The sequence below is a fragment of the Actinomadura sp. 6K520 genome (genome assembly GCF_004349245.1).
Classification (GTDB): Bacteria; Actinomycetota; Actinomycetes; order Streptosporangiales; family Streptosporangiaceae; genus Spirillospora.
Map to the genome: position 1 here is coordinate 54,807 of NZ_SMLC01000014.1, position 19,354 is coordinate 74,160.

A 19,354-nucleotide genomic window follows, 5' to 3' on the forward strand; every position below is an offset into this window, starting at 1 on the left:
AAATGACATTCGACCCCACGCTGGTCGTCGGCCCCGAGCTGCTCGCCCAGCACGGCATCGGCGTGGTCGCGCCCTTCGACTTCGCCCTCGACCGCGAGCTGTGGCGCTGGACGCCCGACGACGTGTCGCTGTTCATGACGAGGCTTCCGTACGTCCCGGTGCCGGTCACCGTCGAGATGGCGTCCGCGCTGTCCGACCAGTCCATCGTCCGGCAGGCCACGCGGGACGTGCTGGCCCCCGAGCCGCTCGCCGTCGCGTACGCCTGCGCGTCGGGGAGCTTCATCGGCGGCAAGGCGGGCGAGCTGCGGCTGCACGAGTCGATGCGGCTGGCCGGCGCGCCGGTCTCCACGACGACGTCGGGCGCGCTGGTGGAGTCGCTCCGGCTCCTCGACGTCAGCCGCGTCGCCGTCGTCACCCCCTACATCGACGCGGTCACCGAGCGGCTGGTGTCCTTTCTCGGCGAGTACGGCATCGAAGTGGTGTCGTCGGTCGGGATGGGGCTGCTCAGCCACATCTGGAAGGTCGGCTACGGCGAGATCGTGTCGGCGGTGTCGGCGGTCGACGGCCCCGAGGCCGAGGCCGTCTTCATCAGCTGCACGAACGTGCCGACCTACGACATCATCGCCCCGCTGGAACAGATGATCGGCAAGCCGGTCCTCACCGCCAACCAGGTCACGATGTGCACCGCGCTGCGCTCGATGGGCCGCTCCGCGGCCGGTCCCGGGCAGTCGCTCGTGCAGCTGGCCCCGTCCACCGCCGCCTGATCACCGCTGGAGCCCGAGGGTAGGATTGACGATTCGATGCCACAGAACAGATTGAGCGCCGGGTTCCTCTACCCCGGCTACAGCGCCGAGGCCGACTACCCCGCCATCGAGCGCGCTCTCGGCGGGGTGCACCTGCCGGTCGTGCACACGCTGATGCGCGAGGACGCCCACCGGGTCGACGCGCTGCTGGACATCGGCGGCGCCGACGTACTGGCCGAGGGCGCCGGCGTCCTGCGCGACATGGGCGTCCAGGCCGCCGTGTGGGCCTGCACCAGCGGGAGCTTCGTGTTCGGCTGGGACGGTGCGGCGCGGCAGGTCGAGGGCGTCCGCGAGGCCACGGGCGTGCCCGCGTCCAGCACCTCGTTCGCCTTCGTGAACGCCGCGCGTGCCCTCGGGGTGACCAGGGTCGCGATCGCCGCGACCTACCCGGCCGACGTCGCGGAGCGGTTCGTGGCGTTCCTCGGCCACGCCGGCATCGAGGTGGTGGCGCTGTCCTGCCGGGGCATCATCACCGCCGCCGAGGTCGGCACCCTGGGCCGCGACGAGGTGCTCGCCTTCGTCACGGCCAACGACCATCCGGACGCCGAGGCGGTGCTGGTGCCCGACACCGCGCTGCACACCGTGTCCTGGCTCGACGAGCTGGAGGCACGGGTCGGCAAGCCGGTACTGACCGCCAACCAGGTGAGCGTGTGGGAGGGGCTGAGGCTCGCGTCCGGTCCCGGGGGGCTCGCCCCGCGCACCGGGCTGGGCCGGCTGTTCGCCGAGCCCGCCGCCGTCCCGGCCGGCGCCGCCGAGCGGGGACGCGATATCTGGCAGCTATGAGAAAGGGGCCCCGCGGCAATGGGCCGATTGGGTGAGCTGGAACCTGTCCCCCGCAAGTCGACCGTCGAGATCGTCTCGGACGAGCTGCGCTCGGCGATCATGTACGGGTCGCTGGAGCCCGGCGCCCAGCTCGGCGAGGCCGAGCTGGCCGGCCGGCTCGGCATCAGCCGGGGCCCCCTGCGCGAGGCGATGCAGCGGCTCGTCCAGGAGGGGCTGCTGGTCAGCGAACCCCACCGCGGGCTGTTCGTCATCACCCTGGACGAGGGCGACGTCGAGGACGTCTACCTCGCCCGGCTCGCGATCGAGCGGGAGGCGTGCCAGCTGATCATGGAGCGGAACCGCGGGGAGGCCGTCGCCAGGCTCACCGACGCCCTCGACGCGCTCATCGACGCGGCCGACCAGCGGGACCGGGTCGCGATGAGCGACGCCGACCAGGCGTTCCACGAGGTCCTGGTCAGCTCGTCCGGCAGCCCCCGGCTGGAGCGGATGGCGCACACGCTCCTGGTGGAGACCCGCATGTGCCTCAACGCGCTGCAGGACACCTACCCGGAGCCGTCCGAGCTGGTCGAGGAGCACCGGCGGCTGGTGGACGCGATCGGCGACGGCGAGGAGGAGCGGCTGCTGACCCTCATCGAGGAGCACATGACCGACTCCATCGAGCGGCTCCGCCTCCCCTAGCTCTTCCGGCGGCGCCGAACCGGAGCGGCCCCTCGGCGCTGGACATCCGGTCCCGGGGACACCTACATTGCAGATTGTCGACAATCTACGAAGGGCATCGGAGGGACGACGCATGGCTAAGCTGTCACCCCTGCTCAAGCAGGCCACCCCCGTCCTTGCCGAGCGCGGCGAGGGCGTCTACCTGTACGACACCGACGGCCGCCGGCACCTCGACTTCACCGCGGGCATCGGCGTCACCGGCACGGGGCACTGCCACCCGCGCGTGGTCGAGGCGGCGCAGCGGCAGGTCGGCACGCTGATCCACGGCCAGTACACGACGGTCATGCACGAGCCGCTGCTGCGGCTCACCGAGGCGCTCGGCGAGGTGCTGCCGTCCGGCCTCGACTCGCTGTTCTTCCTCAACAGCGGCAGCGAGGCCGTCGAGGCGTCCATCCGGCTGGCGCGGCACGCGACCGGCCGGCAGAACATCGTCGTCTTCCACGGCTCCTTCCACGGCCGGACCATGGGCGCCGCCGCGCTCACCACGGCGGGCACGAAGTTCCGCGCCGGCATCGGCCCGCTGATGCCGGGCGCCGCCATCGCGCCGTTCCCGCAGGCCTACCGGTACGGCTGGGACGAGGACGACGCCACCCGGTTCGCGCTGCGCGAGCTGGACTACCTGCTCGTCACCGCCAGTCCCGCGTCCGACACCGCCGCGTTCATCGTCGAGCCGGTGCTCGGCGAGGGCGGCTACATCCCCGCCCCGCCCGGGTTCCTGGAGGGGCTGCGCGAGCGCGCCGACCGGCACGGCATCCTGCTGATCATGGACGAGGTGCAGACCGGGTTCGGGCGGACCGGCCGGTTCTGGGGGCACGAGCACTCCGCCGCGCTTCCCGACATCCTCATCACCGCCAAGGGCCTCGCCAGCGGCTTCCCGCTGTCGGCGATCGCGGCGCCGACCGCGCTGATGGAGAAGGCCCGTCCCGGCTCGCAGGGCGGCACCTACGGCGGCAACGCGGTCTCCTGCGCCGCGGCGCTCGCCACGCTCCAGGTCATCCAGGACGAGGACCTCGTCGGCAACGCCGCCCGGCAGGGCGCGCGGCTGAACGACGGCCTGCAGAAGGTCGCCGCCGACCACCCGGCGATCGGGGACGTGCGCGGGCTCGGGCTGATGCAGGCCGCCGAGTTCACCGCGCCCGGCGGCGAGCCCGACGCCGACGCCGCGGCGCGCGCCCACAAGGCGGCGGCCGAGCGCGGGCTCCTGCTGCTGACCTGCGGCGCGTACGGCAACGTCGTCCGGATGATCCCGCCGCTGATCGTCACCGGGTCGCAGATCGACGACGCCCTCGGCCTCTGGTCGGACGCCGTCGCGGACGCGGTCGGCTGACGCACGCCGGGAAACGCCCGGGATGCACCGGCGCCCGGTGGTCACCGGAGAGGGGACCACCGGGCGCCGTCGCGTCCGCGGCGGGTCAGCCGAGCGGGTCGGCGCAGTCGATGGGCCAGTACGGGCCCCAGATGTCGAGCGAGTTCTGCACGAACTTGATCATCACGGGGTCGAAGTTGATGCCGAGGTGCGCGTTGGTGTCGTTGGGGCACTTGTCCTGGAGCAGGACGTTGTGCGCGTTGGAGCCGTTCAGGAACGACGAGGTGTAGGGCGTGACGACCTCGTCGTACTTGGTGGCGAGCACGATGTACTGGGGGCCGGGCACGGTGTCGCCGCCCTCGTTCAGCTCCCGCAGGAAGTCCGAGCCGACGATCTGCTGACCGGCCGCCGGCGCGGCCTCCACGATCGCCTGGGTGATGCCGAGCAGCCGGCCCAGCTCCACCAGCCCCGACGCGTTCGTCCCGTGGTTCGACGGCACGATCCCGACGAGCTTATTCACCTTCGCGGCGCCGCCGAGGAACTTCATGTAGTACCGCGGCATCATGCCGCCCTGCGAGTGCCCGACGATGTCGACCTTCGGCGCGCCCGTCGATTCGAGGACCCGGTCGACGAACGCCGACAGCTCACCGGCCGACGTGGGAATGTCGTAGATCCCCTGGATCGGGCCGTCCTTCGGGCCGCCGTAATTGAGGGCGTAGACGCAATATCCGGCCTTCTTCAGTGCCGGGGAGAGTTTCTGCCAGTTGAACGCCATGTTCTCGAACGTGCCGTGCACGAGCACGACCGGCCGCGGATGCCAGAACGACGGCTTGCATTTCCAGTCGTTCGCCCCTTCCGGGACGATCTCGGCCTGTGCGGGCGCGGTGACGCCGGTCGTGCCCAGTACGGCGGTCATCGCGGCCGCGATGACCGCCCATCTGCGGAGCCGACTGAAACGCATGTGCATCTCCCTAATGCGGGCACGGCCAAAAGAGGCCGGGACCCGAACATGCGGGTCCGGCCCCTCATCGCCGTGTCGGTGGGGGTGGGGTGCACATAACGTACGGCCGCTTTCCGGCCCGGTCTTGTGGAGTGGCCGCCGGTTACCCCGAGGAAATTGTCAAACGACTCACAATCAGGGGAGCTCGCTCACTTCTGACCAGCCCCGAGGGGCGGAGAGCGGTCACGCCTGGGCGACCGCGCCCTCCTTCAGGAGGGTCTCGGCGTCGCCGAAGCCGAGGTCGTCCAGGACCGCGCGGGTCTGGCCGCCGGGGAGGGCGGGGACGCCGTCGGTCTCGGTGGTGGTCCGGGAGAAGCGGGGCGCCGGGGCGGGCTGCGGGTGGCCGGCCAGCGCGGGGAACACGTCGCGGGACGTGTTGAAGGGGTGCTCGGCCGCCTCCGCCATGGACAGGACGGGGGCCACGCAGGCGTCGCTGGGGACGAAGATCTCCGTCCACTCGTCGCGGGTCTTCGTGCGGAACACGGCGGCGAACCGCTCGCGGAGCGCGGGCCAGCCGGAGCGGTCGTGCTGGGCGGGGAGGTCCTCCTTGTCGAGGCCGCTGAGGCGGAGGAACTCGGCGTAGAACTGGGGCTCGATCGCGCCGACGGCCATGTGGCGCCCGTCGGAGGTCTCGTAGACGTCGTACCAGGGGGCGCCGGTGTCGAGCAGGTTGACGCCGCGGCGGTCCTCCCACAGGCCGCCCCGCAGGAAGCCGTGGATGAAGGTGGACAGGTGCGCGGCGCCGTCCACGATGGCGGTGTCGACGACCTGGCCGCGTCCGCTCGTCCTGGACTCCAGGAGGGCGGACAGGATGCCGACGACGAGGTACATGCTGCCGCCCGCGAAGTCGCCGAGGAGGTTCAGCGGGACCTGCGGAGGCCCGCCGGCCCGGCCGATGGCGTGCAGCGTGCCGGTGATGGCGATGTAGCCGATGTCGTGCCCGGCGGTGTGGGAGAGGGGCCCCTCCTGGCCCCAGCCGGTCATCCGCCCGTAGACGAGCTTCGGGTTGCGGGCGAGGCAGTCGTCCGGGCCGAGGCCGAGTCGCTCGGTGACACCGGGCCGGAACCCTTCGAGGAGGGCGTCGGACTTCTCGACCAGCCGGAGGACGACCTCCTTGCCCTTCTCGCTCTTCAGGTCGATCGCGATGGAGCGCTTGCCGCGGTTGGCGAAGTCGGTTCCGCCGGCGGTCTCCCCGGCCCTGACCGCGGAGGCGCGGTCGACGCGGATCACGTCGGCGCCGAGGTCGGCCAGCAGCATCGCGGCGAACGGCCCCGGCCCGATCCCGGCAAGCTCGATCACCCGTACTCCGGACAGCGGCCCCTTGCCCATGCGCATCTCCCTGAATCTCGTTCGGTCCCCCCAGTGTGCACGATCAATGTAAGGGAACGCTGACCCGGGCGCCGCTATCGGGCGGTGAGCTTCACCGGGTCGTCCCGGTCGCCGGTCGCCATCAGCAGGCGGTCGCGGACGGTGGAGCGGCGGACGCCGTCCGCGTGCGGGACGAAGCCGCGCCCGGCGGCGGCCAGGTAGTACCAGCGGTCGGACGGGGCCCGCCACCAGGTTCCGCTGACCGGGCGGCGGGCGTCGCAGGGGCCGGTGGCCCGGTCCTTCGCGGCGAGCAGCGTGGCGGCGGCCGTGGTGGCGCCGTCGGCGAAGGTCAGGCGGGTGCAGAACCAGTCGGCGGAGCCCCCGCCCCGGGGCAGCCTGCCGGACCAGAAGTTCCACGCCATGGCCTCGGCCACCGGCCGGTCCGGCCGGTCCGGCGGGTGGGCCGCGCAGGCCAGCCGGTTCCAGAGCTCGCGGGCTCCCCGGCCGAGGCGCGCGGGCTCGTCGCGCCCGCCGGGCCGGTAGGCGGGCGAGTGGTAGCCGAGGACGGTGGCGCGCGGGCCGCCCAGGTCGCCGACGGTCCTGGAGCCGACGTGGAAGAGGGGGCCCAGGCCGCAGCCGGATTCGGCGCGGGCGGGCTCGGTCACGCCGTCGGTCACCGCGAGGGCGCCGCCGGCGAGGGTTTCGGGCCGCGGATCCCAGGGGGCCAGGAGGTAGCGCCCGCCGCCGAGGGCGATCGGGGCGGACGCGTCCTGCCCGGCGTCGACGATGTCGAGGCCGCCGCCCCGCGTGTAGCGGGCGACCCGGCCGCCCTGCCGCAGCACGGCGAGGGGCGTACCGCCGACGTTGCCCGCGTAGAGGAGCTGCGCGGTGCCGGCCGCGCGGCGGTCCGCCGGGGCGGCGGCCCAGGCTCCGGCGGCGCCCCGGGTGAACGCCCGGTCGCGGGCGAGGTCGCCGCGGGCCGGCCAGGCGTCGAGGGTGCGGGCGCCGCCCGTCCAGGCGCCGGGGCCGGCCGAGACGAGCCGCAGCGCCGGTTCGCGCGGTTCGCCGCGCTCGGTCACCACGAGCACGGCGAGCAGGGCGGCGGTGAGGACGGCGGCGGTGCCGAGCGGCAGCACCGAGCGGGTCCGGACGGGGCGCAGCAGCGCGGGCTCGAACCGCTCGGCACGCCGGGCGGCGGGCGGCCGGACGGCGTCGGCCGCGCGGATCGCGGGCCAGGGGTCGCGGACGCGCAGCTCGACCAGCTGGTCGTGGACCGCGTAACGGGGCAGCCCCTCGACGTGGCGCAGCACGTAGGCGACGCGAACGTGCGGGTGGAGTTTGGCCAGGGCGGCGGTGAGCGCCGGGTCGGGCAGCCGGGTGGGCAGGGCGCGCAGCCAGGGGCCGAGGCCGATGTGCAGCCGCCTGGACGGGCGCATCGCCCGGCGGAGCACGCGGGTGCGGCGGCGGGCCAGCCCGGCGGGCGAGCGGTCCCGGGCGCCGCGGGCGGAGGCGTCCACGATCCGCCGGGCGACCGCCAGCCGGTAGACGCGCTTTCCGGTCCCGGGAAGAACGAAATACGCCATCCGGACAAGGTCGCCATATGTCGTTCTCGACGGCGGCGTTTCCGTCCTCGTATTCGTCAGGACATCTTCCGTCACGGCGGGCCACTCCCTCTGGGCCGTTCTGTCGTCGCGAAGCACGAGGTTAGGCCGCACAGGGGCGACGCAGGAGCGGAATTGGGACAACGATTAATCGGGCCATTGGAAATGTCCGCCTATTTCCGCACCCGGAGGTGGCGGAAGATCGGCGCCCGGACCGCTCGGCGGGAGAAGCCCGCGCCCGATTCGTCCCCGTACTACGCTGTTGCACCCCGGGGGGAACCTCCCCGGACCGCAGTACATCGAACGATCGCGCCCCCGCCGCGACCCCGACGAGCGACCACGAAGGATTCCCCTGCCCATGACCGAGGACGTCCCTGGGTACCGGGTGCTGGAGCAGGTCGGCGAGGGCGGCTTCAGCGTCGTCTACCGCGCGCACCAGGAGCACCTGGACCGGATGGTCGCGCTGAAGGTCCTGTCGATCGGCTCGGTCGACGACGCGGCGATGCGCCGCTTCCAGCGGGAGAGCAAGATCACCGGCCGGCTGTCCGGCCATCCCAACATCGTGACCGTGCTGGACACCGGCACCACCCGGTCCGGGCGCCCCTACATCGCGATGGAGTACTTCGAGCACGGCGCGCTCACCGACCGGCTCGCCCGGGAGGGGCCGCTGCCGGTCGCGGACGTGCTGCGCATCGGGGTGAAGATGGCGGGCGCGCTCGCCGCCACCCACGAGACCGACGTCCTGCACCGCGACGTCAAGCCGCAGAACGTGCTGCTGTCGCGGTACGGGGAGCCCGCGCTCGCCGACTTCGGCATCGCCCGGCTCGTCGACTCCTTCGACGCCACCCACACGCAGGCGTTCACCCCGCACCACGCCGCGCCCGAGATCCTGGAGGGCAGGCAGCCCGGCGTCGGTTCCGACATCTACTCGCTCGGCTCCACGCTGTACCAGCTCCTCGCGGGGCAGCCCGCGTTCAAGGGCCCCGCGGGCGAGGGCATCGCGCAGCTGATGCTGCGGATCCTCAGCGACCCGCCGCCGCCGATCCCCCGTGCGGACGTGCCGCCACGGGTGCAGGAGGTCATCGTGCACGCGATGGCCAAGACGCCCGAGCAGCGGTTCGCGACGGCCGTGGAGTTCGCGCGGGCGCTGCAGAGCGTGCAGTCCGAGCTGGGCCTGCCCGTCACGGACGTGCCGCACAGCGGCGGCGCCGTCCTGCCGGTTCCGCGGCAGGACGGCGGCACCGGGTCGTCGTCGGGTTTCGCGTCGTCCGACTTCCCTTCGGGGCCGCGGCCGTCGTTCCCCGACACCTCCGGGCCGCCGCGCGTCCCGGAGTGGGCGCCGACCGCCCAGGCGCCCGCCCTCGGGCACCCGGCTCCGCCGTCCCCCTGGCATCCGGACGCCTCCCCGCCGCAGACGCCCGACGCCCTCCTCCCGCAGGAGGGCACGCTGCCGCGGCAGCCGCCCCCCGTCCCGCGGGACGACGCCGCCGCCATGGCCTGGCCCGCGATGCCCGGGGGCCAGGCGCAAGGGCCGCCGGGGGCGGACGATCCGCGTGCGAGCGGCGCCCACACGACGCCGCACGCCGCCCCGCACCGGCTCGGCCCGCAGCAGCCCCTCCCGCAGCAGCCCGTGCCGCACCAGCACACGCTGGACCAGCCGGGCGACGGCCCGCGGCGGGGCCTCGTCGTCGCGGCGGGCGTGGCGCTCGTCGGCGGGCTGGCGCTCGGCGTCGGGGCGCTCGCCCTCTCCCGCGGGGGCGGCGAGGAGGGACGGCGGGCCGCGGGTCCTCCGGCGGCCTCCACACCGGCCGCCCAGGGGCAGGCCGCGGACGTCCCGCCCGAGCCGCTTCCGCGCGCCCAGTTCACCGCCACGCGCCCGCGCGGGCTCGTCGCCAGGCCGGCGGGCCGCACGGCCGTGCTCGCCTGGACGCTGCCGCCCGCCGCGAAGGAGCTGCCGCTGCTGATCCAGCGGCAGCCCGCCGGCGCGAACCCGCTCGTGACGGCCCAGGCCGGTTCCCGCTCGGCGACCGTGCCCGGCCTGCGGCCGAAGACCCGCTACTGCTTCAAGGTGGGCGCGGTGCTGCGCCTCAACCCGGGCCAGGCCCCGGACGTGTCATGGTCGGCGCCCGCCTGCATCAGCGCGAAGCGGCCGAACTGAGCTGAAGCGCGCCGGTAGTCCGGTCGGCTCTTGCCGGTTTCGGTGACGGCGGCTAGCACTTCCAGATCGCCGGGCCGCCGAAGCTCTTCCAGCTGCCCGGCGTGTTGACCAGGTAGCCGATCACGTAGCCGCGGTTCCCCTTCCAGGTGATGTTGGTGTACATGTCACCGGCGAGGCTGGGGTTATTGGGATGCTGGTAGTAGACGCCCTGCTCCTTGCAGTGCACTGTGACGCTGTCACCGTTGTTGTCGTGCATGGTGGCCACGGTGGCGCTGCTGGGGTCGGCCCCTGCCCTGATGTAGCCGTCGGAGTTTCCGTTGCTCGTCACGGCGTGGGTGCTCGTGGGGCCGGTCAGCTTGGTGCTGATCGTGGCGTTGGCACCGGTTCCGGCGCCGTTCGTGGGCGTGACGGTGAAGGTGTAGTCGCCGTTGGTCCACACCTCGCCGAGCGTCGCGGACGTGGTCGAGACGGTCCTGCTCCCCGCGACGGGGCCCTCCCAGGTGACCCGGTAGCTCGTCGAGCCGCCGCCGGGCGCGGCCGTCCACGAGACCTGTGCGCCGGACTTCGTCGCCTTCGCCGTGAGGCCGGTCGGCGTGCCCGGTGTCACGCACGGGCGGACGGGGTCGCTGGCCGTCGACGGCAGCTCGCGCGTCCTGCCCCGGGCGTCCCGGTAGCGGACGGCCACGCGGAACCGGTACTCGGTCCCGCAGTCGCCACCCGTGACCGTGAAGGCGAAGGGCCCCGCGCCGGGTGCGATGGCGGACGGGCTCACCGACAGGCCGGACGCCACGTCCTTCAGCACGTACCCGATGATGCCGTCGCCCTGCGACGGCTGGAAGTCGACCCGCATCGTCCCCGCGCCGGGCGTGACGGACACGTTGCCGGGCGCGGTCGGCGGCCCGCCGGGCGCCGGGCCGCGGGACGGCGGCGGCGCATCCGGCGTCCGCGATGCCGGGGGGCGGCCGCGCGGCGGCGGCGGGGCGTCCCCGTCGCCGGGCAGCGGGATCGTCCGGCGCTTGGGACCGCCCGCGACCCGGTCCTTGTACTTGTTGATGCCCCGGTGCGCGTTCCCCCGGTCGATCACGACGGCGTGCGGGCCGGCCGGGTCGTTCGCCCAGAGCAGCCCGTCCTTGACGAAGACGTCCAGCCTGGCCGGCCGGTTCGTCACCGGGATCGGGCGCTCGAACCGGTTGGCCGCCGAGTCGTACACGATCAGGGCGCCGGCCGTCTCGTCGGGGATGTAGACCTTCGCGCCGAGCACCTGCGGCGGCCGGTACCGGTGCCTCGGCATCGGCAGCCGGGTGCTGGAGTAGCGGCCGGTGTCGGTGTCGACGGTCACCAGGGAACCGGTGCCGGGTACCAGCAGCGGGACGATCCTGCCGTCGGTCTGCGCGGGGGCGAGCACGCCGCCGCGGCCCGCGTGCCGGACGGTCGTCGGCAGGCTGATCGTGAGCGGGGACCCGGACCGGACGACGGTGGCGGTTGCGGCGGTGGAGTCGGTGATCACGGGGTCCCCGGCGGCGACGGTCAGCGCCAGGTCGCCGCCGGGCGCACCGACGCGGACGGGCGGCTGGAGGGCGCCGTCCCGGAACGCCGACACCTCGCCCTTCTGCGACACGGGCACCCACAGCGTCCCCTTGCCGTCGATCCCGGCCTGGCCGAGGACCGGCGGCAGCGTGGCCGGCGCGCCGACCGGCGTCAGGCCGACCGGGTCGATCTGCTGGACGACGCCCTTGACCGAGTCGACCGTGTACGCCTTCCCGGCGCCCGCGAGGACCTGGATGCCCCTGCCGAACGAGCGGCTCTGGCCGATGCTCAGCTGGGACGGGTCGAGGCGGCTCACCACGCCCGTGTCCAGGTCGATGATCAGGGTCGTGGCGCCGTCCTGGACGATCTTCACGTTGTGCCCGCGCATCTGCGGGATCACCCCGGCCTTGCCGTCCACCTTGGCGGCGGGGCCGTTGACGTGCACGACGATGCCCTTGCTCTTGGCGGTCAGCCACGCGCCGACGTCGGCGAGGCGGTACTGGGCGCTCGCGACGCCCACCCCGTACACTGCCGCGGCTATCACGAGCACGCCGACCAGCCCGACCGCGACCTGCCCGGTGAGGCGGTCACGGCGGAATCGGCTCAGGATCGCCACCCGCACGATACTGATCACCTTCCCCGTTTCGATCGCACACCGTAGTCGGTGCCGGGCCACCGATGTCGGTGTTTTCGCAAATAAGGCGAATGTCAGTTTTCGCGAATCGCGTCAATGAACGTCGGGATTGTTATGTTGCGTCCGGTGATGATCACCACGGGGCGGCCGGTGACCTCGACCTCCCCGGCGAGGACGGCGGCGACCCCCGCGGCGCCCGCGCCCTCGGCGACGAGCCCGTGCTCGCGGAACAGCCAGCGCATCGCCGTCCGGATCTGGTCATCGGTGACCGCGGTCAGCTCCGCGGCCCGGCCGATCACGCCGGGGGTGACGCTGCCGGGCTCCAGGTTGCCGGGCAGGCCGTCGGCGAACGTCTCGCCTACCTCGACCTCGACGACCCGCCCGGCCGCCACCGAGGCGGCGATGCCGCGCGACACGGCCGACTCCACCCCGACGATCCGGACGTCCGCCCGGTCCCGCGCCCACAGGGCGAGCCCGGCGAGCAGGCCGCCGCCGCCGACCGGCGCGACGACCGTGAGGGGCCCGTCCGCCTGCCGTTCGAGCTCGCGCCCGATGGTGCCCTGCCCGGCGATGACCGCCGGGTCGTTGTAGGGCGAGACGTAGTGGCCGGGCAGCGTCAGCGCGTGCTCCTCGGCCTCGTCGTAGGTCGTCCCGTGCTGGACGAGCCGCACCGGGTACGCGCCGATCTTGTCGATCTTCACGGGGGACGCGCGGGTGGAGACGACCACGGTGACGTCCGCGCCGGACCGGGCCGCCGCGTGGCCCATGCCGAGGCCGTGGTTACCCGCGCTCGCCGTGACGGCCGGCCGGCCCGGCGGCAGCGCCGCGACCGCCGCGAGCGCGCCGCGCACCTTGAACGCGCCGGTCGGCTGGCACGTCTCCAGTTTCAGCATGGCGCCGGGGGCAAGGGGGGACGGCACCAGGGGCGTCGGATCGAGTTCGGCGGAGACGGCCCGCCACGCGCGGTCGAGGTCGTCCCGGTCCGGCGGGCGGACGGCGCGGGGCGTCACGGGCGCCTCCCCGGTTCCTCGTCGCCCAGGCGCGCGTGCAGGCGCTCCCGGATCTCCTCGGGCGTGTAGGAGCGGCGGCGGCGCTCGCTCCGCACGACCACCGCCCCGGTCGCGGCGACGCCGAGGAACCCGGCGACGCCCAGTGCCTTCCAGAGATTCGGTGCCCTCAGGAGACCCGATGCCGTCAGGTGACCCGATGCCTTCCGGAGGCGTGGCACTCTCCACCGTCGCATGCGGCTACCGTATCGATCATGCCTGGTACGAGCATCTCCCTCGACGAGGCCGCCGAGCTGACCCGCACCGGGGACGTCTGGGTCTTCCGGGGCCGCACGGCCACCGACCGCGCCATCCAGCTGACCACCAACAGTCCCGTGAACCACGTCGGCATGTCGCTCGTCATCGACGACCTGCCGCCGCTGATGTGGCACGCCGAGCTGGGCAGGTCGCTGCGGGACATGTGGACGGGCGGGCACCACCGCGGCGCGCAGCTGCACGACCTGCGCGACGCCGTCCTGGCGTGGGCGAACCGCTACGGGCAGCGGGCGTGGCTGCGGCAGCTCGAGCCGCCGCCGTCCACGGAGATGGAGGACGCGGCGCTGCGCGCGGTGGCGCGGCTGGACGGCACGCCGTTCCCGTCCACGTCGCGGCTGGCGACGCGGTGGCTGCGGGGCCGGGTGCCGATCCGGCGTCCCGCCGAGCGCGAGGAGAACCTGGAGACGGCGTTCTGCGCGGAGATCGTCGCGGTGACGTACCAGTCGATGGGGCTGCTGCCGAAGGGCCGCCGCCCGAACTGGTTCGACCCGGGCCGGTTCTGGAGCGGGGACGACCTGGCGCTGGAGAACGGCGCCGTGCTGGGCGGCGAGATCGCCGTCAGCCTCCCGCGCTCCTGACCCGCCGCCGCCCGGCGGGCGGGCGGCGTTCCTTGCCGGACCCGTCCACGAGGGACCGGGGGTGCAGGCGGCGCCGGAGCCGCCGGACGCGCCCCGCCTTGGCGGTGACGAGGCGTCCCACCGCGTCGGAGTGCTCCCACGCCCGGTCGGCGGCCCGCGGGTCCGGGCGGGACGCGGCGAAGCGGCTGTGGTTGACGAGGTCGGCGAGCGGCCGCAGGTGCCCGTGCGCGTCCGCGCCGACGCTGGACGCCCCGAAGACCGCCACCTCGTGCGCGGTCAGCGTCCGCGCCGTGGACAGCCCGACGTCGGCGAGGTGGTCGAGGGCCTGGTGCCAGGCGCCGGTGATGCGCGCGGCGGGCGGTCCCGTGCGGCGGCGGCGTCTCCGCAGGGCGGGAGCGAGCAGGACGGCGAGCACGTACCCGGTGACGAGCACCGCCGCCGCGGCGGACGCGAACACCCACCACGGCGTGGGCGATCCGCCGCCGCCGGCGGCGGGTTCGCTCGCCTCCTTCTCCGCGGTGCGGCCCGGCCCTTCGCCGCGCTGCCGGGACGCGGCGCTCTGCTGCGCCTGCTCCAGCTTCTGCTCCGTCTCGCCCGCGGCGACCGAGTCGTCCTCGTTGGAGCGGCGCCCGGAATCCGGGAGCGGGTTGAAGCGGATCCAGCCGAGGTCCGCGAACTTGATCTCGGGCCACACCAGCACGTCACCCGACCGGACCTGGACGGTGTCGCCCACGCGCCGCCCCCCGCGGAACCCCACCACGACGCGGGACGGCATGCCGATCGTGCGGGCGAGCAGCGCGTACGCGGTCGCGAAGTGCTCGGGCGTGCCGCGCCTTCCCTCGCTGAGGAAGTAGTCGAGCTGCCGGTAGCCGTGCCCGGGCGGCGCGGTCACGTCGTAGGCGGCGTAGCGCCTGAGGTACTCGGCGAGCAGCGCGGCCTTCTCGATCGGCGAGCCCGCACCCCGCGTCGCGGCCTCCGCGAACCGGCGGAACTCGGCGATCTGGACGGGCGCCTCCTCCGCTCCCGGCCCCCACGGCATCTCCAGTGCCGCCCTGGCCTCGGCGTCGGTCGCGAGGGCCGCGGCGGCGAGGTCCCCGGCCGTCCATTCGGGCACGACGGACGTGACGCGGTAGGTCTGGCCGGGCCGGAGCGGCCGCCCGGCCGCGAGCGCGCCGCTGTCCGGGTCGACGACGACGGGGAGCCCCTCGATCCGCCGGGGCCGGTCGGGCGCGGGCACCCACACGCCGGGCAGGCCGCGGATCGTGATGTGCTGCTCGACCTCGTGCCGCTCCCCCGGCCGCGGCCCCTCGGGCACCCGGCTCCCGGTGGGGACGAAGCGGGCCGTGGACGACCACGTCACGCCGTCGAACCGGTCGAGGACGGCGAGCCGCTCCAGTTCGGTGCGGCCGGACCGGACGGTGAACATCACCTCGCCCGGCCGCAGCAGCCAGCCCCCGACGCGGTCGAGCGGGCTGACCCCGTCGCGCTGCTGCGGCGGCGGGGCCTGCACCCGCTCCCGCGGGTCGTAGGGCCGCGCGCCGACCGGGACGACCGGGCCCGCCGCCAGCGCCAGCGCGCCGAGCACCGCGGCGGCGGGCACCCCGGCGGCGAGCGGCCGCCACGCGAAGCCCGCGCCGGGTCCGTCGGCGCGGAGCAGCAGCAGGACCGCGGTCAGCGCCACGGCCGCGGCGGCGAGCGGCAGGTTGGAGCCGGGTCCGTCCACGCCCAGCGGGAGCGCCACCGCCCACCCGCCGAGCGCGGGGACGCACGGGGCGGCGCGCAGCGAGGTCCGCAGCGCCAGCTCGGCGGACGCGAACGCCGCGAGCCACACCACCACGCTGACCAGGACGAGGTACTCCGGCTCGGCCGGGGCGGGCAGCAGCGTGGTCAGGATCGCCTTCCACGAGCTGAGCACGCCGTCGCGGAGGGTTTGCGGCAGCGTCCCGTCCGCGAGGGCCGGGCGCAGGACGGTAACGGTCACGGTGCCCGCCCAGGCGACCACGGTCAGCACCAGGGAGATCCACAGCGGCCACGGTTCCCCGCTCTTGCGCGGGCCGGACAGCAGCCCGCACAGCACGGTCGGGACGACCGCGGCGACGGCGGCGACCGGGACCACCGGGCCGAACCCGAAGACCCGGTGGAAGGCCAGCCCGGCGACCGCGGCGAGGCAGGCCGTCACGGCGAGCGAGGCGTACCGCGTCACCGGGCCCTCCCGAGCCGCCGCCACGTCTCCGCGAGCCCCTCCAGGTCGGCGAAGTCGACCAGCTGGACGCCGGGCGGCGCGGACGCGGGCTCCGCCGGCCGGACCCGCAGCACCACCACCCGGTCGAACCGGCTCCGGACCGCCGCGACGCCCCCCAGCTCCGCGGCACCCGCCGCGCCGCTCACCACGACCACGAGCGACCCGCCGCCGCGCATCCGGCGCACCGCGTCCACCGTGGACCGCGGGCCCTCCCGGACCTCGACCGAGGTGAGCCGGTCGAGCAGGGTCTCCAGGTCGTCGGGCCCGCCGCGCGTCTCGGCGACCTGCCCGTCGCCGGTGAGGACGCGGACGGGGAAGTGCGCCGAGGCCGCCCCCGCCGCGACCGACGCCGCCGCGTCCACCGCCAGCTCGAAGTCGTCGGGCTCGGGCCACGCCCCGGGACGCGCCTCCAGCACGACCGTCGTCGTCGGCAGGCTCGCGTCGACCAGCCGGCGCACCATCAGCGTCCCCGTCCGCGCCGACGACTTCCAGTGGATGTGGCGCAGCTCGTCGCCGATCACGTACTCGCGCAGCGCGTGGAACGTCGCCGTCCCCGCCGGGGACCGGTCACTGGTCGGGCCTTCCAGGTGGTGGGCGCGGCCGGACGGCAGCAGCGCCAGCGGCACCGTCCGCGGCCGGACGAGCAGCACCTCCTGCGCGCCGTACTCCCGCGTCCGGCGGGCCAGCCGGAGCGGGTCCGCGCGCTCCAGCCGCAGCGGCCCCACCGGCAGTTCGCCGCGCCGGCCGGTCGGCAGCCGGTACGTGACGGTGCGGGTGCCGCCCGCGCGCAGCCGCGGGATGTCCACCTCGATCGAGCCCGGCCCGGCCACGTCCCGGGCGCGCACGCCCCGCGCGCCGCGTCCCCGGTTGGTGACGTGCAGCACGCCCACGGCCGGCTCGCCGCGCTCCACCTTGGCCGGTGCCGTCTCCCGGCGGACGTCCAGTCTCACCTGCGGCAGCGTCCACAGCGCCGCGCCCGCCACCGCGGCGAGCCCGGCGATCCCGAACATGGCGGGTTCCGGATAGCCGAGCCGCCAGCCCGCCGCGTACAGCAGCGCCGACCCGGCCGCCGTCCCCCAGCCGAGCGGCGTCAGCACCTGGCCCCGCACGGCCGTCACACGCCGGCGGCCTGCGGGGTCGGCACGTTCCGCAGCGCCTCGGCGACCACGTCCGCGCCGGACCGGCCGCGCAGCTCCGCCTCCGGCGTCACGATCAGCCGGTGCGCGATGACCGGGACCGCGAGCGCCTTCACGTCCTCGGGGACGATGTAGGACCGGCCGGCCGCCGCCGCCCGCACCCGCGCCGCCCGCAGCAGCGCGATGCTCGCCCGCGGGCTCGCGCCGAGCCGCAGGTCGGCGTGCTCGCGGGTGGCGGCGACGACCCGCACGAGGTAGTCGTACAGCGGCGGCGCGACGTGCAGCCGCTGCGCGAAGTCGATCATCCGGGCGAGGTCCTCGCGGCCCAGCACCGGCGGCATCGTGTCGAGCATCGCGCCGGTCGGGGCGCCCGCGAGCAGCGCCACCTCGGCCTGGTGGTCGGGGTAGCCCATCGAGATGCGCATCAGGAACCGGTCGAGCTGCGCCTCCGGCAGCGGGTAGGTCCCGTCCATGTCGACCGGGTTCTGCGTCGCGATCACCATGAACGGGCGCGGCACCGGATGCGGGGTGCCCTCCACGGTCACCCGGCGCTCCTCCATGACCTCCAGCAGCGCCGACTGCGTCTTCGGCGAGCCGCGGTTGATCTCGTCGGCGACGGCGAGGTTCGCGAAGATCGGCCCCGGGTGGAACTCGAACGCGCTCGTCCCCTGGTTGAAGATCGACACACCGGTGATGTCGCTGGGCAGCAGGTCGGGCGTGAACTGGATGCGCGCCCACTCCGCCTCCACCGAGGCCGAGATCGCCCGCGCCAGCGTCGTCTTGCCGACGCCCGGCACGTCCTCGACGAGCAGGTGGCCCTCCGCCAGCAGGCAGACCAGCGCCAGCTCGACCTTCTCCCGCTTGCCGCGCACGACGCGCTCGATGTTGCCCGCCAGCGCCGCGAACATCTGCGCGAACCGCCCGGCCAGCGCGTCCGCGTCCACCCCCGCGCTCTCGCTCATCACCCGCACCCCTCAGCCGCGACCCCCGTCGCGAAGGGCACAATAACCGTTTTCGCGGCGGTCCCGTCCCGGGATTCACCGAATGCCCGCGGCGAACCGAACGCGAACGTTATCCATGACGTCCTAATGTTGGGCATCGCGACGACGACTCCGAGGTGGACGTGGACGACATCAGCATCACCGACCTGTGGGACCGCGTGACGGGAACGCAGCCCGATCCCCCGTGGTGGCTGGTCGCCCTCGTCGGCCTGGTGGCGCTCGCGGCCGTGCTGCACGGCCCCACCTGGCGCGTCGCGCGCAACACCGTGACGATCGCGCACGAGGGCGGGCACGCGCTCGTGGCCCTGCTCACCGGCCGCAAGCTGGACGGCATCAAGCTGCACTCCGACACCTCCGGGGTGACGGTCTCCCGCGGCAAGCCGCACGGCCCCGGCATGATCTTCACGGCGCTGGCGGGCTACGCCACTCCCCCGCTGCTCGGGCTGTTCTTCGCGCTGCTGCTCGCGGCCGGCCGGATCACGCTGCTGCTGTGGTTCTCGCTCGCACTGCTCGGCGCGATGCTCATCATGATCCGCAACGCCTACGGCGTGCTCTCGGTGGTCGCCACCGGCGCGATCGTCTTCGGGGTGTCGTGGCTGGGCAGCGCCGAGGTGCAGGCCGGGTTCGCGTACCTGGCCGCCTGGTTCCTGCTGTTCGCCGCCACCCGCCCGGTGATCGAGCTGCAGCGGATGCGCGCCCGGCACATGGCGCCGAGCTCGGACGCCGACCAGCTCGCCCACCTCACCGGCGTCCCGGGGCTCGCCTGGGTCGGCCTGTTCGGCGCGACCGCCATGCTCGCCCTCCTGGCGGGCGGCGCACTCCTCGTCCCGGACGTCGACCTCCCCAGCCTGCCCACCACGGCCGACTTCTGACCGGGACTCCTGACCCCCGGTCAGGTGGCCTGGAGTGTCGGGGGGCACCGATAGTTTCGGCTGTGTGAGCGAACGATGGAGCCGCGACCAGGTGCTCGGCCTCGCGCCGGACGCCGCGGCCGCGAAGGCGGCGGGGAGCGTCGCCAAGCCCGCCAAGTGGCGCGGGGCGGGGTGCGACGACGAGGCGGTCTGGGGCGAGTGCCAGGGCAGCGGGAAGTCCGCCTACCGGGCGGGCGTCGATCTGACCGAGCCCGCGTTCCGGTGCTCGTGCCCCAGCCGGAAGATCCCGTGCAAGCACGTCCTCGGGCTGCTGCTCTCGTGGGCCGAGGACGTGCTTGCACGGGATCTTCCGGCTGGGGCACGAGC

The 19,354-nt window shown here is 74.5% G+C and carries 17 protein-coding genes; 8 read left to right on the forward strand and 9 right to left on the reverse strand.

The window, feature by feature from the left end:
• Positions 1 to 2: 2 nt before the first annotated feature.
• The 4 genes from E1289_RS06340 (at position 3) to E1289_RS06355 (ending at position 3,630) form a co-directional block, all read left to right on the forward strand.
• The gene (locus tag E1289_RS06340) at positions 3 to 764 is read left to right on the forward strand and encodes an Asp/Glu racemase (RefSeq protein ID WP_131976252.1); all 762 of its coding nucleotides are present in this window, start codon (positions 3 to 5) and stop codon (positions 762 to 764) included.
• Positions 765 to 800: 36 nt separating this feature from the next.
• Complete coding sequence (locus E1289_RS06345) at positions 801 to 1,586, forward strand: maleate cis-trans isomerase (RefSeq protein ID WP_131976254.1); 786 nt, start codon at positions 801 to 803, stop codon at positions 1,584 to 1,586.
• Between the two features lie 18 nt (positions 1,587 to 1,604).
• On the forward strand, positions 1,605 to 2,264 hold the full coding sequence (locus tag E1289_RS06350) for a GntR family transcriptional regulator (RefSeq protein ID WP_131976255.1): 660 nt from the start codon (positions 1,605 to 1,607) through the stop codon (positions 2,262 to 2,264).
• 112 nt (positions 2,265 to 2,376) lie between these two features.
• Positions 2,377 to 3,630 carry an aminotransferase class III-fold pyridoxal phosphate-dependent enzyme gene (locus E1289_RS06355; protein ID WP_131976257.1) on the forward strand — a complete coding sequence of 418 codons (1,254 nt, stop codon included), beginning with the start codon at positions 2,377 to 2,379 and terminating at the stop codon, positions 3,628 to 3,630.
• A gap of 85 nt (positions 3,631 to 3,715) precedes the next feature.
• On the opposite strand, the gene E1289_RS06360 is transcribed toward E1289_RS06355, so the two are convergent.
• The 3 genes from E1289_RS06360 to E1289_RS06370 form a co-directional block, all read right to left on the reverse strand.
• Positions 3,716 to 4,570 (reverse strand): alpha/beta fold hydrolase, encoded by an 855-nt coding sequence (locus E1289_RS06360; protein WP_131976259.1) that lies wholly within the window; start codon positions 4,568 to 4,570, stop codon positions 3,716 to 3,718.
• Between the two features lie 222 nt (positions 4,571 to 4,792).
• The gene (locus E1289_RS06365) at positions 4,793 to 5,938 is read right to left on the reverse strand and encodes a CaiB/BaiF CoA-transferase family protein (protein ID WP_131976261.1); all 1,146 of its coding nucleotides are present in this window, start codon (positions 5,936 to 5,938) and stop codon (positions 4,793 to 4,795) included.
• A 74-nt stretch (positions 5,939 to 6,012) separates the two neighbouring features.
• Positions 6,013 to 7,500, reverse strand: a complete 1,488-nt coding sequence (locus E1289_RS06370) for a hypothetical protein (protein WP_131976263.1) — start codon at positions 7,498 to 7,500, stop codon at positions 6,013 to 6,015.
• A gap of 376 nt (positions 7,501 to 7,876) precedes the next feature.
• Between E1289_RS06370 and E1289_RS06375 the strand changes: the two genes are divergently transcribed.
• Positions 7,877 to 9,676 (forward strand): serine/threonine-protein kinase, encoded by a 1,800-nt coding sequence (locus tag E1289_RS06375; protein ID WP_131976265.1) that lies wholly within the window; start codon positions 7,877 to 7,879, stop codon positions 9,674 to 9,676.
• Positions 9,677 to 9,728: 52 nt separating this feature from the next.
• Here E1289_RS06375 and E1289_RS06380 read toward each other — a convergent pair whose 3' ends face one another.
• The 3 genes from E1289_RS06380 to E1289_RS06390 all read right to left on the reverse strand — a co-directional run bounded on the left by E1289_RS06380 (position 9,729) and on the right by E1289_RS06390 (position 13,080).
• Entirely contained in the window at positions 9,729 to 11,819 is a 2,091-nt protein-coding gene (locus E1289_RS06380) for a fibronectin type III domain-containing protein (RefSeq protein WP_131976267.1), read from the reverse strand.
• A 92-nt stretch (positions 11,820 to 11,911) separates the two neighbouring features.
• Positions 11,912 to 12,847, reverse strand: coding sequence for a pyridoxal-phosphate dependent enzyme (locus tag E1289_RS06385; RefSeq protein WP_131976269.1), 936 nt, complete (start codon positions 12,845 to 12,847; stop codon positions 11,912 to 11,914).
• Positions 12,844 to 13,080, reverse strand: coding sequence for a hypothetical protein (locus E1289_RS06390; RefSeq protein ID WP_131976271.1), 237 nt, complete (start codon positions 13,078 to 13,080; stop codon positions 12,844 to 12,846). Before E1289_RS06390 ends, E1289_RS06385 begins: the two co-directional genes overlap by 4 nt.
• An 18-nt stretch (positions 13,081 to 13,098) precedes the next feature.
• On the opposite strand from E1289_RS06390, the gene E1289_RS06395 reads away from it, so the two are divergent.
• Positions 13,099 to 13,737 (forward strand): hypothetical protein, encoded by a 639-nt coding sequence (locus E1289_RS06395; protein ID WP_131976273.1) that lies wholly within the window; start codon positions 13,099 to 13,101, stop codon positions 13,735 to 13,737.
• Here E1289_RS06395 and E1289_RS06400 read toward each other — a convergent pair.
• Genes E1289_RS06400 through E1289_RS06410 form a run of 3 tightly spaced genes read right to left on the reverse strand, consistent with a single transcriptional unit; the run spans position 13,718 to position 18,077 of the window.
• Positions 13,718 to 15,940 carry a DUF3488 and transglutaminase-like domain-containing protein gene (locus E1289_RS06400; RefSeq protein WP_131976275.1) on the reverse strand — a complete coding sequence of 741 codons (2,223 nt, stop codon included), beginning with the start codon at positions 15,938 to 15,940 and terminating at the stop codon, positions 13,718 to 13,720. The genes E1289_RS06395 and E1289_RS06400 overlap by 20 nt on opposite strands.
• Complete coding sequence (locus E1289_RS06405) at positions 15,937 to 17,097, reverse strand: DUF58 domain-containing protein (protein WP_131976277.1); 1,161 nt, start codon at positions 17,095 to 17,097, stop codon at positions 15,937 to 15,939. The genes E1289_RS06400 and E1289_RS06405 overlap by 4 nt, the downstream gene beginning before the upstream one ends.
• The gene (locus tag E1289_RS06410) at positions 17,094 to 18,077 is read right to left on the reverse strand and encodes a MoxR family ATPase (protein ID WP_243712649.1); all 984 of its coding nucleotides are present in this window, start codon (positions 18,075 to 18,077) and stop codon (positions 17,094 to 17,096) included. The genes E1289_RS06405 and E1289_RS06410 overlap by 4 nt, the downstream gene beginning before the upstream one ends.
• Before the next feature lie 155 nt (positions 18,078 to 18,232).
• Between E1289_RS06410 and E1289_RS06415 the strand changes: the two genes are divergently transcribed.
• Both E1289_RS06415 and E1289_RS06420 read left to right on the forward strand, forming a co-directional pair.
• On the forward strand, positions 18,233 to 18,988 hold the full coding sequence (locus E1289_RS06415) for a M50 family metallopeptidase (protein ID WP_207928820.1): 756 nt from the start codon (positions 18,233 to 18,235) through the stop codon (positions 18,986 to 18,988).
• A gap of 64 nt (positions 18,989 to 19,052) precedes the next feature.
• Positions 19,053 to 19,354: SWIM zinc finger family protein (locus E1289_RS06420; RefSeq protein WP_207928821.1), on the forward strand; the 302-nt coding region annotated here is incomplete at its 3' end.

Bases quoted from the DNA above. Each gene is read 5' to 3' on its own strand.
- E1289_RS06340 (WP_131976252.1), top strand. From the start codon at position 3: ATGACATTCGACCCCACGCTGGTCGTCGGCCCCGAGCTGCTCGCCCAG.
- E1289_RS06410 (WP_243712649.1), bottom strand. From the start codon at position 18,077: ATGAGCGAGAGCGCGGGGGTGGACGCGGACGCGCTGGCCGGGCGGTTC.
- E1289_RS06370 (WP_131976263.1), bottom strand. From the start codon at position 7,500: ATGGCGTATTTCGTTCTTCCCGGGACCGGAAAGCGCGTCTACCGGCTG.
- E1289_RS06395 (WP_131976273.1), top strand. From the start codon at position 13,099: ATGCCTGGTACGAGCATCTCCCTCGACGAGGCCGCCGAGCTGACCCGC.
- E1289_RS06390 (WP_131976271.1), bottom strand. From the start codon at position 13,080: ATGCGACGGTGGAGAGTGCCACGCCTCCGGAAGGCATCGGGTCACCTG.
- E1289_RS06350 (WP_131976255.1), top strand. From the start codon at position 1,605: ATGGGCCGATTGGGTGAGCTGGAACCTGTCCCCCGCAAGTCGACCGTC.
- E1289_RS06345 (WP_131976254.1), top strand. From the start codon at position 801: ATGCCACAGAACAGATTGAGCGCCGGGTTCCTCTACCCCGGCTACAGC.
- E1289_RS06355 (WP_131976257.1), top strand. From the start codon at position 2,377: ATGGCTAAGCTGTCACCCCTGCTCAAGCAGGCCACCCCCGTCCTTGCC.
- E1289_RS06365 (WP_131976261.1), bottom strand. From the start codon at position 5,938: ATGGGCAAGGGGCCGCTGTCCGGAGTACGGGTGATCGAGCTTGCCGGG.
- E1289_RS06360 (WP_131976259.1), bottom strand. From the start codon at position 4,570: ATGCGTTTCAGTCGGCTCCGCAGATGGGCGGTCATCGCGGCCGCGATG.
- E1289_RS06375 (WP_131976265.1), top strand. From the start codon at position 7,877: ATGACCGAGGACGTCCCTGGGTACCGGGTGCTGGAGCAGGTCGGCGAG.